The organism is Sutcliffiella halmapala, from assembly GCF_050107295.1.
In the GTDB taxonomy this organism is placed as follows: Bacteria; Bacillota; Bacilli; order Bacillales; family Bacillaceae_I; genus Sutcliffiella_A; species Sutcliffiella_A halmapala_A.
The window spans coordinates 48,149-63,068 of sequence record NZ_JBNIKR010000008.1 but is presented as its reverse complement, the minus strand read 5'-3'; the positions used below and the strand labels follow the sequence as shown (position 1 = coordinate 63,068).

Sequence of the window (14,920 nt, the reverse complement as noted above, 5' to 3'; positions counted from 1 at the left end):
AAAAGTGTCACTAAAAGAAGAAGCGTTACATATGCATAAGATTCACCAAGGGAAGTTGGAGTCAAAGTCAAAAGTACCTGTCAGAAATGCAAAAGATCTGAGTCTGGCATATTCACCTGGTGTAGCTGAGCCTTGTAAAGCGATCTATGATGATAAAAATAAAGTGTATGACTATACAATGAAGGGCAATATGGTAGCAGTCGTATCAGATGGTACAGCGGTATTGGGACTTGGTAACATCGGACCGGAAGCGGCACTGCCAGTTATGGAAGGGAAAGCTGTATTATTCAAGAGTTTTGCCGGGGTGGATGCGTTCCCGATCTGCTTGAACACGACGGATGTAGATAAAATTGTGGAAACAGTCAAGCTGTTGGAGCCGACATTCGGTGGAGTGAACCTTGAGGACATCGCAGCACCTAATTGTTTTGTAATTGAAGAACGCTTGAAAAAGGAAACAAACATCCCTATTTTCCATGACGACCAACATGGAACGGCAATTGTTACAGTCGCTGGACTTGTCAATGCATTGAAACTTGTAGGGAAAAATATCGGGGAAATCAAAGTGGTTGCAAATGGTGCTGGTGCGGCTGGAATCGCCATCATCAAGCTTTTATACCGCTATGGTGTCCGAGATATCACCATGTGTGATTCCAAGGGTGCCATCTATGAAGGCCGTCCTTTTGGGATGAACAGTGTGAAAGCGGAAGTCGCAACATATACCAACCGTAGTAGGGTGGAAGGTACACTGGCTGATGTGATGCAGGGTGCAGATGTCTTTATCGGAGTTTCCGTTGAAGGGGCCCTTACTCAGGCGATGGTAGAAAGCATGAACGAAAAGTCCATCATTTTTGCAATGGCAAACCCGAACCCGGAAATCATGCCGGCAGAGGCGAAGCTTGCTGGAGCGAGTGTCATTGGAACGGGACGCTCCGATTTTCCTAACCAGGTTAACAATGTTCTTGCATTTCCTGGTATTTTCCGCGGGGCATTGGATGTCAGGGCGACCCATATCAATGAGCAAATGAAGATTGCGGCAGTTGAAGCGATTGCCAGTCTTGTTGCTACCGACGAATTAAGTGCAGATTATGTCATCCCTGCTCCTTTCGATCCAAGAGTAGCTCCGGCAGTGGCAGCAGCCGTTGCCAAAGCTGCAATGGAAACGGGAGTTGCGAGAATTCAGGTGGATCCGGAAGAAGTAGCGGAAAAAACAAGAAAAGCTGCGATTATCGGAAAAAGTGAATAGTCCATGACAACCACACCTACAAAAATGTATCTAGAGATCGTCAAAAAAATCCGTTCCATTATTGTGGAGGATGGATTAAGCAGCGGTGATAAGATTCCTTCAGAACGAGAGCTGTCCGACAGATTGAATGTCGGGCGGTCTTCTGTTCGTGAAGCGCTTCGTGCATTGGAGCTTCTGGGTCTCATTGAAACGAGACGGGGCGAAGGGACATTCATCAAGGATTTCAAGGAACATCATCTTGTTGAGCTGCTTGGAACGTTTATACTCGAGCAGGATAAGACGAAGACAGATCTGATTGAAACAAAAATGGAAATCGAAAAGACCTGTATCCAGCTTTTTGCTAAAAAAGCAGGTGCGAAGGAATTTACTCTTTTAAAAGAGATGATCGAGTCCGCCGAATTTTCAAGAACCGATTTTTTCAAACAGATGGTTACACTTATTGATAATAGTCTAATGTTGAGAATATGGAATATTGTCAATAGTTATGCACTAATTATCACCAAAGATAATAGAATAGAGAGTGACTTGTTCAAATCTCTTATTCAATTGCTAGAAACTAAAAATGCCAATGAGGCAATATTACTATATGAAAAACATTTTGCGGAAATTGTCGCGAGCAAGTAGACAAATTTCTACAACATTATTCAGCACATTTCCGTTACATTAATAGTACAAGTATATTGGTAAGTAGAGGGTTTTGTTTATTACTATAACTTTAACAGCCTTGCTTGCCTATATTTTCACCTATTATTAGGACCAAATCCCAATGGCAGATGATAAAGCATTGGGACACTTTATACAAGTGTACGTAAACAAGTAGAAATGTTATTTTGCAGCTTATGGCTCCGAGTGAGGTATGGGGAGATAGGAATGCAAGTAGATAAGGGAGGTTCTGTTGTTTTGTTAAAGGATTTATTTACGAAAAAGAAGAAATACGCTTCTATACCATCTGAAGTAGCGAATCAAGATGTTCCAGAAGGAATCATGACAAAGTGTCCAAGCTGTAAAAAGATCATGTATACAAAAGAATTGATGAAAAACCTGAAAGTTTGCCTGCATTGTAACCATCATCATCCTATGAATGCAAAGGAAAGAATTCACAGTCTGCTCGATAAAGGGAGCTTTGTTGCTTATGATGCAGACATGATTTCTGAAAATCCCCTACAGTTTCCAAACTATCTGGAGAAATTGGAAGGCGACAGAAAAAAAACAGGCATCAATGAAGCGGTTGTTACCGGGGAAGGGACATTGAACAATTTCCCTCTCGTCCTTGCAGTCATGGATTCCACCTTCCGTATGGGAAGCATGGGGTCTGTAGTGGGGGAGAAAATTACCAGAGCCATTGAAAAAGCAAAGGAAAAAGGAGTGCCATTCATCATTTTCACTGCATCGGGCGGTGCGAGGATGCAGGAGGGTGTTTTAAGTCTGATGCAAATGGCAAAAACGAGCAGTGCGCTAAAACTCCATAGCGAAAGCGGAGGTTTAATTATTTCCATTATGACCCATCCTACTACTGGTGGAGTTTCAGCTAGTTTTGCTTCTTTAGGAGACTATAACTTTGCTGAACCGAAAGCACTTATCGGATTTGCAGGCCGAAGAATCATCGAGCAGACGATCAGGGAGGAGCTTCCGGAAGATTTCCAGACAGCAGAATTTCTACTTAAGTGCGGTCAGTTGGACGCAGTAATCTCCCGTCTGGACTTAAAGGAAACCTTATCCAACGTATTAGATATTCACGCTCCTGGAGGTGATACCAAATGGTAGGGGAACTGGAATTTGAAAAACCGGTTGTGGAATTGCGGAAAAAAATCGGTGAACTGAGAGAATTTACGAAAAACAGTGATATGGACCTGTCCAACGAGATTGAAAAACTTGAAGTAAGATTGGAAAAGCTGGAAAGCGATATATATGGTAACCTGAATCCATGGGATCGTGTACAGATTGCAAGACACCCGGAAAGGCCTACCACGTTGGATTATATAGAAAGAGTCATCACGAACTTTTTGGAATGCCATGGTGACAGATACTACGGTGATGACGAGGCGATTGTTGGTGGAATCGGCAAGTTTGAAGGGGTACCAGTAACAGTTATCGGACATCAGCGCGGGAAGGATACGAAGGAGAATATCCGCCGCAACTTCGGTATGCCCCATCCTGAAGGATATAGAAAAGCCCTGCGCCTCATGTATCAGGCAGAGAAATTTAATCGTCCGATTATCTGCTTCATCGATACGAAGGGTGCCTACCCTGGTAAGGCTGCAGAAGAGCGTGGACAGAGTGAAGCAATCGCAAAAAATCTTTTTGAAATGGCTGGCTTAAAGGTTCCGGTCATCTGTATTGTAATCGGGGAAGGCGGCAGCGGAGGGGCACTGGCTTTAGGAGTGGGGAATCACTTGCATATGCTTGAGAATTCCACGTACTCCGTTATCTCACCAGAAGGTGCGGCTGCTATTCTTTGGAAGGATGCATCACTTGCCAAAAAAGCGGCTGAATCCATGAGGATCACAGCTCCGGATCTATATGAACTTGGCATCATTGATAAAATCATTCCGGAAGCCAAGGGTGGCGCCCACAAGAATGTGGATTTCCAGGCAATAGGAATCAGGGAGATCATCAAGGAATCTCTTCAGGATTTAATGCCATTGACACCTGAGGAGCTTATCGAGCATCGCTATGCGAAATATAAGCGTATTGGGGAATTTTCTTTTACGGAAAACCTGGAGAAAATCAAACAATAGCATCTCAAAAAAGAGGCGGAGTTAGCTACAACTCTTCCTCTTTTTTAGCTATTCGCTAGAAAATAGTGGTAAGTTGGTGTTGATCCTTTGCCAACGGCAAACAAAAATTTCTTGTTCTGCAACAATTATTCGACTGTTTTCTATTGTTTTCGACATACCTTCGTGTTAATTTTTAATAAAACAGCTTTGCAATCTAGGCAGATTTCTAATAAAATATATGTTTGGATGAAAGTTAATAAGCAAAAATGCCTAAGAGGTGATTGAGATATGAAACGAATTGGCGTACTGACGAGTGGTGGAGATGCACCAGGTATGAATGCTGCGGTACGAGCGGTTGTTCGAAAAGCTATTTTTCACAATATGGAGGTATACGGCATTTATCGCGGATACGCTGGCCTGATAGATGGGGATATTAAGAAACTGGAAGTAGGTTCAGTTGGAGATATTATTCATCGTGGCGGTACCATGCTCTATTCTGCACGATGTGAGGAATTCAAAACATTGGAAGGCCAGCTTAAAGGAATTGAAAACCTGAAAAAACATGGAATTGAAGCATTGGTTGTTATTGGTGGAGACGGTTCCTACCAGGGGGCGAAGAAATTGACAGAGCACGGCTTCCCATGTATCGGTGTTCCGGGAACCATTGATAATGACATTCCAGGTACGGACTTTACCATTGGATTCGATACAGCTTTAAATACTGTTATTGATGCAATTGATAAAATACGCGATACTGCAACTTCTCACGAACGTACATATGTAATTGAAGTAATGGGTCGACATGCTGGTGATATTGCATTATGGGCAGGACTTGCTGGAGGCGCGGAAACTATTCTTATTCCCGAAGCGGAAGATGATATGAATGAGGTTATTGCAAGGCTTAAACGTGGATCGGATCGCGGAAAAAAGCACAGTATTATTATTGTTGCTGAAGGCGTTGGCAGTGGTGTGGAATTCGGTAAGAAAATCCAGGAAGAAACAAAATTCGAAACTCGTGTCAGCGTATTGGGCCATATTCAGCGAGGCGGTTCGCCGACAGCCCATGATCGTGTACTTGCAAGTCGTCTCGGTGCTCGTGCAGTAGAACTTTTACTTGATGGCAAGGGCGGAAGATGTGTCGGTATTCAAAGTAATGAATTAGTGGACCATGATATTATTGAAGCTTTATCCAGAACTCATACCATTGATCGCAAAATGTATGACCTTTCAAAAGAACTTTCCATTTAACGATGTGGAGGTTTTGGAATCGTTTTCATAACTAGGCTATACCCTTAAGAATGTTAATTTTGGCAGGGTTGGCTTATAATAAGGTATATAAAAAGAACGGGTAATTTATAGGAGGAAACTTTACATGCGAAAAACCAAGATTGTTTGTACGATAGGACCGGCAAGTGAAAGTGTCGAAAAGTTAATCCAGCTTATTGATGCAGGAATGAATGTTTCAAGACTTAACTTCTCCCATGGAGATTTCGAGGAGCATGGTGCACGAATCCGCAATATCCGCGAAGCTTCCGAGCGTACAGGCAAAAATGTGGCAATCCTATTGGATACAAAAGGTCCGGAAATCCGTACACATACAATGCAGGACGGAGCTATTGAGCTTGAGGCAGGAAAAGAAATCATCCTTTCCATGAAAGAAGTGATCGGAACGACTGAAAAGTTCTCCATCTCTTATCCAGGACTAATGGAAGATGTAGAAATCGGATCAAGAATCCTGCTTGATGATGGATTGATCGGTCTTGAAGTAATCGGTTTCAGTAACAATGAGATCAATACGAAAATCCTTAACAGTGGTACACTGAAGAACAAAAAAGGTGTAAACGTTCCTGGAGTGAAAGTGAAGCTGCCTGGTATGACTGAAAAAGATGCAAATGACATCCGTTTCGGTATTGAACAAGGTGTAGACTTCATTGCAGCCTCTTTCGTTCGCCGTGCATCCGATGTATTGGAAATCCGCGAGTTATTGGAAGCCCACAATGCAGGAGACATTCAAATCATCCCTAAAATCGAAAACCAAGAAGGTGTGGATAACATCGATGAAATCCTTGAGGTTTCAGATGGCTTGATGGTTGCACGTGGAGATCTTGGTGTGGAAATTCCTGCAGAGGAAGTACCTCTAGTTCAAAAAGAACTGATCAAAAAATGCAACCTGGTTGGTAAACCTGTTATCACGGCAACACAAATGCTGGATTCCATGCAGCGCAATCCGCGTCCAACACGTGCAGAGGCAAGTGACGTAGCGAATGCGATCTTTGATGGTACGGACGCAATCATGCTTTCCGGTGAAACAGCTGCAGGAAGCTATCCGGTCGAAGCAGTTCAAACAATGCACAATATCGCATCCCGTGCAGAAACGGCTTTATCCTATGAAGAGCTGTTAAGTAAGAGAAGCAAGCAATCAAGAGCATCAGTTACAGATTCTATTGGACAATCTGTTGCTTACACAGCGATCAACCTGGACGTATCTGCCATTGTAACCCCAACGGAAAGCGGTCATACTGCACGCATGATTTCCAAATACCGTCCTAAAGCGCCGATCGTTGCAGTCACTTCTTGTGAAGCGGTGTCCCGTAAGCTAGCTTTAGTATGGGGCGTATACCCTCGTATCGGCCGTCAAGCTACTACAACGGACGAAATGCTGGATGTAGCGGTGGAAGAATCCATCAACACAGGTATTGTTTCTCATGGTGATTTGATTGTAATCACTGCAGGTGTACCTGTTGGTGAAAAAGGAACAACAAATCTGATGAAAATCCATGTGGTTGGCGACGTTCTTGCGAGTGGACAAGGAATCGGAAGAAAATCTGCATACGGTAAAGTGGTTGTAGCGAAAACAGCGGAAGAAGCTAAATCCAAAATGAGCCATGGTGCAATCTTTGTTACAAATGGTACGGACAAAGACATGATGCCAGCACTTGAAAAAGCATCTGCCCTGATCACAGAAGAAGGCGGATTGACAAGCCACGCAGCAGTGGTAGGTTTAAGCCTTGGCATTCCTGTCATTGTTGGGGTGGAAGGTGCAACCTCCATTCTGAAAGATGGCCAGGAAATCACAGTGGATTCCTCCAGAGGAACCATCTACACTGGACATGCAAGCGTACTATAATAGGTAAAAACGGGACAGCCCTTTCTAACTTAGATGTTAGATGAGGGCTGTTTTTTACAAATAGCGAGTCCTATAAATAATAGGCCAACCAGATAAAATAATTTACTGGATGACCTAATAATACGAGAGGGCGCTATCTTCTAATGAGGATATCCTCTTATTTTTTTGAACTAAAAAAGCAGTAATGTTGAGGGGAATTTGTAATTTTTTTTCGTTAAGTGGAAATTATAAAGTTGAGAACAGAAAGGAGGGATTAAGTGGAAACGAGTATGAGTGTGGAAGAAGTGATGAGCCAAATCTCGAAACTTTCGCAAAAAGAAGGACAGCCACTTCGTAAGAAGCAAGTTAAGAAGTCAAATCCAGAGCTAATGAAAAATGCATTGTATTATTTTCCAAATTGGGAAAGTGCTATAGAAAAGAGCGCTGGATTTTAACCTTCAAGCATACATAAACATTTAATTTTCAAATTCATTTTTATTCCACCTGTTATTATGAAAATGAAAAATGTAATGATTGAACCACAGAAGTCGCCTGACGGGAAAGGGCGTTTTTGTGGTTTTTTATTTATAGATAATCAATGAAGTATACACAATTGATAACTTGGATAAAACCTGCACAATTGTGGACCATTCTTCTAAAATTAGAGTTATCCCGCTCCATTTGATATAATTATAAAATAGGAGCTTGAGGTTTCTATAGAAATAACGAGCTTTTTTACGATTGGGGATGACCTCTGTGTTCAGAATACTTTTGGCTTTAATAATAGTTGTGCCTGCACTCGAAATCTGGTTGCTGATTTCAATTGGTCAATTTATCGGACCGTGGCTAACCATTATCCTGATTATCCTGACAGGTGTTCTTGGCGCATGGCTGGCAAAATATCAAGGACTGGAAGCATTGAGGAATGCCCAGCAAAAAATGAGTTATGGGCAGATGCCTGGAGATGTGATCATTGATGGATTATGCATATTGGTTGGTGGTGTCCTGCTGCTCACTCCGGGATTCATCTCGGATTCCATTGGATTCTTTCTGCTGATTCCTGCTACCAGAAATATCGTGAAGCCATTCATCATCCGGGGAATCCGGAATAGAATGGACAAGGGGCAATTTACCATCATCAACAGAAGATAAAAGAATGAAAGGCATTGGGAAACCATTGCCTTTCTGTAAATTCATGCTAATATATGAGACAGATAGAATTGTAAAATATGTAAAAAATACGGGGGATAAACGATGAAGCACCTATTGAAAGTCTTGCTAGTTTTTACATTAATACTAACAGGTTTGAGCTTTACAGGGACAGCCCTAGCCGCTAATGGCGACAAAGAGGAAGATAGCATCAATGAAAAGTTCGGCTTGCCGATTGTTGTATACGGCGGGTCTCTTTCTGAGGAACAGAAGCAGGAGGTCCGTGAGCTTTTAAATGTGAAGGATCCGGAAATGGTGGAGGAAATCACAGTAACAGGTGAGGACCTTGTAAAGTATATCGATGGGGAAGATCAAAATGCAAGAATGTTCTCTTCTGCTAAAATTACGAGAAAAGAAAAAGGAGAAGGCCTTGCAATCAAAAGGGAAACTCCAAAAAATATTACAGAAGTAACAAATGATATGTACGCCAATGCACTATTGACGGCGGGAATCGAGGACGCAGAGGTTATCGTGGTCTCTCCTGTAAAGGTGAGCGGCCATTCCGCCCTTGTTGGTATCTATAAAGCATATGAAGTAAGCGGCGAGGTTCTGGACAAGGATCGCATGGAAGTGGCCAATGAGGAGCTTAGCCTTGCTACCAACCTTGCGGAAAAAGAAGGTATGGATCAGGAAAAAGTAAGTGAACTGCTGACAGAAATTAAAAAGCAGATTGCAGAACAAAATCCAGCTACAAGAGAAGATATTGAACAGATTGTCGAAGAGCAATTAAAAAAGCTTGAAATTCAGTTGAGTGAGGAAGATCGACAGCTGCTTATCGACTTGTTTGATAAAATGCGGGAGCTTGACATCAACTTTGACGGTGTCAAGCAGCAGCTTGAGGATATTTCTAAGGAAATCAAAGATCGAGTGGAAAATGTAATAGGTGATCCGGGATTCTGGCAGGGAGTTGCAGATTTCTTCAGAGAGCTTTTTCAATCCATCGCTAATTTATTCAAATAATGGAAAAGAGACTGCCCCGAATTTTTTTGGGGACAGCCTCTTTTTTCTTTTTCATATGGTTCGATTTCTGCCAATGATAAAAGTAAAGATCTCATGGAATACTCCCGCTTTGTACAAGGTATTGAAAATCACAACTGTGACAGGACCTACAAGAAGTCCCAGGAACCCGAAAAGCTGAAATCCGATAAATAAAGATACCAAAGTAGCCAAAGGATCCAATCCAATACTCGATGAAAGGATTTTCGGCTCCATCAGTTGTCGCTGCACAATTACAATAAGGTACAGAACGCCAAGTCCAATGGCAAGCGGAAGATTGCCGCTTATGGCCAGGAAAATAATCCAAGGTACAAAGATCAATCCGGTTCCAAGGTATGGAATAAGATCCACCAATCCTATTATCAATGCTACTGTAATGGCGTATTCAACCCGCAGAATCAATAATCCTATCAGCACAATGACTGTAGTGATGGAAATTAGTGTCGCTTGAGCACGGAGAAATCCAATGAATGCTTTTTGCAGGCTCAGAAAAACCTTTGTAAGGCTTTCTTGTCCTTTAGCAGGAATGATTCTTTTTAATCGTTGTTGATGACGGTACCAGTCCTTGCTGATAAAAAATGTGGCGAGGAGGGAAAAGATAAGCACTGTAGCAAAGCTTGGAATCCATGTAATCAATTTAGGGAGGTTTTGCAGGAATGACTGGATGAATTCCCCGACATTAGTAGCAATGCTTGCACCCATATTTTCTATGTTTGTAAGAACGGACTGTTGCTGCCCTTCTTCGAGACTGTGAAACATCGTAGTTATTTCATTGAAAAAAGGAAGAACCTTGGTTACGATGAATTGCTCGACAAATACGACCAACGTTTCAAAATGGCCAGGTACGACCTTTGCCAAGTATTCAGTTCCGGAAACAATCTCCACAATCAACAGTGTGACAATACCGGCGACGCTGGCAAAGACGGCCATCAACGAAATGAATACGGCGAAGCTTCTTGGGATCTTTCCTCTTTTTTCGATGATGTTCACAAGGGGGTTAATAAGGAAAGCTAAAGTTAAAGCGATGATGAATGGATAGGCAATGGAAAAAAGATAATAAAAGGAAAGCAATCCTAAAATGGCAATCAGGATAACAAGCAAGCTTCTGAATACAATATGAACGTAATTCCAATTCAACCGCAACACTCCTTTATTTACCAACACTCTCTTAATCCATATTTTACAGCCTTTGAATTTCTTTGGAAAGATAAATGTTTTCTAATATTAGACATTGACTGGTTTCAAATCTTTTTCATTGGATTTTTTTTATGTTAGGATGGAAATAGGCTCTGGCCTTTTGGAAGGATGGAATAGAATGTTAAGTCAAGCTACATTGTTTTTGGTCATTCTACTTGTAATTGGATTTATTGCGAAAAATCCCTCGCTTATGTTTGCAGTCGGTGTACTGCTGGTTATTAAAGCTATTGGCTTGGATAATAAAATATTCCCCTATCTTCAATCAAAAGGCATCAATTGGGGAGTAACGATCATTACGATAGCTGTACTTGTACCGATTGCTACTGGTGATATAGGATTCAAACAGCTGCAGGAGGCCGTTAAATCCTCCTATGCATGGATTGCCCTTGGAGCTGGGATAGCAGTGGCATTGATTGCAAAAAGTGGATTGACGCTGCTTGCAAATGATCCCCACATTACAACTGCTCTTGTTTTTGGGACCATTCTCGCAGTGGCACTATTCCAGGGGGTTGCAGTAGGACCATTGATAGGTGCAGGAATTGCCTATTTGGCCATGAAGGTGGTAGAGTACTTTACATAAGGATAATTTTCACAAATTGTTTTTTCGTAATAATATTTTTTCGAGTAGTTTTGTTCTTTTCATTCACAAAGTTCAGATAATTGTTTATAATAGGGACAAGGACACATCCTTCCTATGGGTTACTCTTATTTTGTTCGCCTGGAAGTGCGCGCACATCCCATGATTGAAATGGTTATGCGCTTATTTTTATGAATGGAAATGTAAGCATTTTCTTATTTTGATAGAATTATATAGGCTTGTTAATCTATGCACCAATAATGTGTATTTATTAACAAGGATGTCTACAATCATTATGGTGAGCAAGCGTTCAATAGGCGGAAGTAGATAAGGATATGGGGAAACTATACGTAAAGGAGAGGTTTTAAATGACAACCACAAAAGGTCTAGAGGGAGTTGTAGCAACAACATCAGCAATCAGTTCTATCATTGATGATACGCTGACGTATGTTGGATACAATATTGATGATTTAGCAGACCACGCCAGCTTTGAAGAGGTAATCTACCTTTTATGGCACCAGAAATTGCCGAAAAAAGAGGAGTTGGACGCTCTTAAAAAGGAACTGGCGGAAGAAGCTGCCCTTCCACAAGAGGTTATCAACCACTTCAAAACATACCCGATCGAGAAAGTACATCCAATGGCGGCATTACGCACAGCCGTTTCACTATTAGGTTTATATGACGAAGAAGCTGACAATATGGATCAGGACGCCAACTATCACAAAGCGGTACGCCTACAAGCTAAAATGCCGACAATTGTGACAGCGTTCTCAAGAATTCGTAAAGGATTGGATCCTATTGCTCCAAGAACCGATTTAGGTTTTGCGGCAAACTTCCTATACATGCTAACTGGCGAAGAGCCATCCGAGATAGCGGTAGAAGCATTCAATAAAGCGCTTGTACTTCATGCGGATCATGAGTTGAATGCTTCCACTTTTACAGCGCGTGTTTGTGTAGCCACTCTATCTGATGTGTACTCAGGAGTCACTGCAGCAATCGGTGCTTTAAAAGGACCACTTCACGGTGGAGCCAACGAAGCAGTTATGAAAATGCTTTCCGAAATCGGGGAAGTGAAAAATGCAGAGAGCTATATTCGTGAAAAATTGGCAAACAAAGAAAAAATCATGGGCTTCGGTCACAGAGTATATCGTCAAGGCGATCCTCGTGCCAAGCATCTTCGTGCCATGTCCGAAAAGCTTGCTGGATTGACCGGGGAGCCGAAATGGTATGAAATGTCTGTAAAAGTGGAAGAAGTGGTAACTTCCGAAAAACCGCTTCCGCCAAACGTGGACTTCTATTCTGCATCCATGTACCACTCTTTAGGAATTGATCATGATCTTTTCACACCAATTTTTGCAGTTAGCCGAGTATCCGGCTGGTTGGCTCATATCTTGGAGCAGTACTCCAACAACCGGCTAATTCGTCCTCGTGCGGATTATACTGGACCTGGAAAGCAAGATTATGTACCATTAGAGCAAAGATAATTTATTACTATCAAGGTAAGGGGGGGGCCTCATAACTTCCTCCCTAAATTTCAACTATCATAGGAGGTATTTTACCGTGACTCAAGGAACTAAAATTACAGTAACAAATGGTGTACTTAATGTACCAAACAATCCGGTTATCCCATTTATCGAAGGTGACGGAATCGGTCCTGATATCTGGTCGGCGGCATCCAAGGTTTTAGAAGCGGCTGTGCAAAAAGCATACAATGGTGAAAAAGAAATCGTATGGAAAGAAGTGTTGGCAGGAGAAAAAGCATTCAACCAAACTGGTGAGTGGTTACCTGCAGAAACTTTGGATGTAATCCGTGAATACATAATTGCGATCAAGGGTCCTTTAACAACTCCTGTTGGTGGAGGAATCCGTTCTCTAAACGTAGCATTGCGTCAAGAATTGGATCTTTTCACATGCCTTCGCCCAGTTCGCTATTTCCAAGGGGTGCCTTCCCCTGTAAAACGCCCTGAAGATACGGATATGGTTATCTTCCGTGAAAATACAGAAGACATCTACGCTGGCATCGAATATGCAAAAGGATCTGCAGAAGTGGAAAAGCTTATCAACTTCCTTCAAAATGAAATGGGAGTAAACAAAATCCGCTTCCCTGAAACTTCCGGTATCGGAATCAAGCCTGTTTCCCAAGAAGGTACATCCCGTCTGGTTCGTGCTGCAATCAACTATGCAATTGAGCATGGCCGTAAATCTTTAACTTTGGTACACAAAGGAAACATCATGAAGTATACAGAGGGTGCTTTCAAGAACTGGGGTTATGAACTGGCTGAAAAAGAATTCGGCGATAAAGTATTCACTTGGGCTCAATACGACCGTATTGCTGAAGCGGAAGGAAAAGACGCTGCAAATAAAGCACAGGAAGCTGCAGAAGCAGAAGGCAAGATTCTTGTGAAGGATTCCATTGCAGATATCTTCTTGCAACAAATCCTTACTCGTCCAAAAGAATTTGATGTAGTTGCTACCATGAACCTGAACGGAGACTATATCTCTGATGCGTTGGCTGCACAGGTTGGTGGAATCGGTATTGCTCCAGGTGCAAACATCAACTATGAAACAGGTCATGCGATTTTCGAAGCCACTCATGGAACGGCTCCTAAATATGCTGGACTGGACAAAGTGAACCCATCTTCTGTTATCCTTTCAGGTGTATTGATGCTTGAGCACCTTGGCTGGACAGAAGCTGCGAAATTGGTAATGGATGCAATGGAAAAATCCATTTCTTCCAAAGTGGTAACATATGACTTTGCACGTCTGATGGATGGCGCAACAGAAGTTAAATGCTCTGAATTCGGAGAAGAACTAATTAAAAATATGTAATATTGAAGCTGGCTTCGTGCCAGCTTTAGCTTAAATACTTTGGGCTGGGAGGAATAGTTCATGACAATGAGGCGTAAAAAGGTTTCCGTAATCGGTGGAGGTTTCACAGGTGCCACTACAGCGTTTTTACTAGCACAAAAAGAGCTTGCAGATGTGGTATTGGTAGATATTCCACAAATGGAGAACCCTACTAAAGGTAAAGCTTTGGATATGCTGGAAGCTGGTCCGGTACAAGGATTTGATGCAAATATCACAGGTACATCCAACTACGCAGACACTGCAGACTCCGATATCGTTGTCATTACTGCAGGTATTGCGCGTAAGCCTGGAATGAGCCGTGATGACCTAGTTACAACAAACCAAAACATCATGAAAAGTGTAACGAGAGAAATCGTGAAGTATTCACCAGAATGCTTTATCATCGTGTTGACAAATCCTGTTGATGCAATGACTTACACAGTATTCCAAGAGTCTGGCTTCCCGAAAAACCGTGTAATCGGTCAATCGGGTGTGCTTGATACAGCCCGTTTCCGTACATTCGTTTCCCAAGAGCTTAACTTGTCTGTAAAAGACATTACAGGATTTGTTTTAGGCGGACATGGGGATGACATGGTGCCATTGGTTCGCTATTCCTATGCTGGAGGCATCCCGCTTCAAACACTGCTTCCGCAAGATCGTCTGGATGCTATCGTGGAAAGAACAAGAAAAGGCGGCGGAGAGATTGTTAACCTTTTAGGTAACGGTAGTGCATACTACGCCCCAGCTGCATCCATGGTGGAAATGGTGGAAGCCATCCTTAAAGACCAGCGACGTGTACTTCCTTCTATCGCATACCTTGAAGGAGAATATGGACATGAAGGTATCTACCTTGGAGTTCCTACCATCCTTGGTGCCGGTGGAATCGAGAAGATCATCGAACTTGAGCTGACTGACGAAGAAAGCTCTGCACTTGCAAAATCAGTAGAATCTGTAAAAAGCGTAATGAACGTATTATCATAATAGTGAGTGGATTCGGGGAGAATATCCCCGAATTTTTCAAAAGATAA

The 14,920-nt window shown here is 42.3% G+C and carries 14 protein-coding genes; 13 read left to right on the top strand and 1 reads right to left on the bottom strand.

The genetic code is table 11. The features are described from left to right. Positions 1-4 precede the first annotated feature (4 nt). The 9 genes from ystJ (at position 5) to ACQCT5_RS14275 (ending at position 9,235) form a co-directional block, all read left to right on the top strand. A complete protein-coding gene (gene ystJ, locus ACQCT5_RS14315) occupies positions 5-1,243 on the top strand; it encodes an NADP-dependent malic enzyme (RefSeq protein ID WP_499642682.1) in 1,239 nt (412 codons plus the stop codon). 3 nt (positions 1,244-1,246) lie between these two features. After that, the gene (locus ACQCT5_RS14310) at positions 1,247-1,867 is read left to right on the top strand and encodes a FadR/GntR family transcriptional regulator (RefSeq protein ID WP_499642681.1); all 621 of its coding nucleotides are present in this window, start codon (positions 1,247-1,249) and stop codon (positions 1,865-1,867) included. 276 nt (positions 1,868-2,143) lie between these two features. Beyond that, complete coding sequence (gene accD / locus ACQCT5_RS14305; RefSeq protein WP_499642825.1) at positions 2,144-3,007, top strand: acetyl-CoA carboxylase, carboxyltransferase subunit beta; 864 nt, start codon at positions 2,144-2,146, stop codon at positions 3,005-3,007. Continuing rightward, positions 3,001-3,981, top strand: coding sequence for an acetyl-CoA carboxylase carboxyl transferase subunit alpha (gene accA / locus ACQCT5_RS14300; protein ID WP_499642680.1), 981 nt, complete (start codon positions 3,001-3,003; stop codon positions 3,979-3,981). Before accD ends, accA begins: the two co-directional genes overlap by 7 nt. Before the next feature lie 267 nt (positions 3,982-4,248). Continuing rightward, positions 4,249-5,208, top strand: a complete 960-nt coding sequence (gene pfkA / locus ACQCT5_RS14295) for a 6-phosphofructokinase (protein WP_499642679.1) — start codon at positions 4,249-4,251, stop codon at positions 5,206-5,208. A 124-nt stretch (positions 5,209-5,332) separates the two neighbouring features. Continuing rightward, positions 5,333-7,087, top strand: a complete 1,755-nt coding sequence (gene pyk / locus ACQCT5_RS14290; RefSeq protein WP_499642678.1) for a pyruvate kinase — start codon at positions 5,333-5,335, stop codon at positions 7,085-7,087. Between the two features lie 257 nt (positions 7,088-7,344). Continuing rightward, positions 7,345-7,521 (top strand): hypothetical protein, encoded by a 177-nt coding sequence (locus ACQCT5_RS14285; RefSeq protein ID WP_499642677.1) that lies wholly within the window; start codon positions 7,345-7,347, stop codon positions 7,519-7,521. A 301-nt stretch (positions 7,522-7,822) separates the two neighbouring features. Then, positions 7,823-8,218 (top strand): FxsA family protein, encoded by a 396-nt coding sequence (locus ACQCT5_RS14280; RefSeq protein ID WP_499642676.1) that lies wholly within the window; start codon positions 7,823-7,825, stop codon positions 8,216-8,218. A 102-nt stretch (positions 8,219-8,320) separates the two neighbouring features. Continuing rightward, positions 8,321-9,235: a DUF1002 domain-containing protein gene (locus ACQCT5_RS14275; protein WP_499642675.1), complete on the top strand. Its 915-nt coding sequence runs from the start codon at positions 8,321-8,323 to the stop codon at positions 9,233-9,235. A 51-nt stretch (positions 9,236-9,286) separates the two neighbouring features. Here the strand turns inward: ACQCT5_RS14275 and ytvI are convergent, their stop codons facing one another. Then, a complete protein-coding gene (gene ytvI / locus ACQCT5_RS14270; protein WP_499642674.1) occupies positions 9,287-10,408 on the bottom strand; it encodes a sporulation integral membrane protein YtvI in 1,122 nt (373 codons plus the stop codon). A 178-nt stretch (positions 10,409-10,586) separates the two neighbouring features. On the opposite strand from ytvI, the gene ACQCT5_RS14265 reads away from it, so the two are divergent. From ACQCT5_RS14265 to mdh, 4 genes are all read left to right on the top strand, one after another. Further along, positions 10,587-11,048, top strand: coding sequence for a DUF441 domain-containing protein (locus ACQCT5_RS14265; protein WP_204416296.1), 462 nt, complete (start codon positions 10,587-10,589; stop codon positions 11,046-11,048). A 365-nt stretch (positions 11,049-11,413) separates the two neighbouring features. Then, a complete protein-coding gene (citZ, locus tag ACQCT5_RS14260; protein WP_417899352.1) occupies positions 11,414-12,529 on the top strand; it encodes a citrate synthase in 1,116 nt (371 codons plus the stop codon). A gap of 76 nt (positions 12,530-12,605) precedes the next feature. Further along, positions 12,606-13,874 (top strand): NADP-dependent isocitrate dehydrogenase, encoded by a 1,269-nt coding sequence (gene icd, locus ACQCT5_RS14255; RefSeq protein WP_204416292.1) that lies wholly within the window; start codon positions 12,606-12,608, stop codon positions 13,872-13,874. 60 nt (positions 13,875-13,934) lie between these two features. Next, entirely contained in the window at positions 13,935-14,873 is a 939-nt protein-coding gene (gene mdh / locus ACQCT5_RS14250) for a malate dehydrogenase (protein ID WP_499642673.1), read from the top strand. The last annotated feature ends 47 nt before the right edge of the window (positions 14,874-14,920 follow it).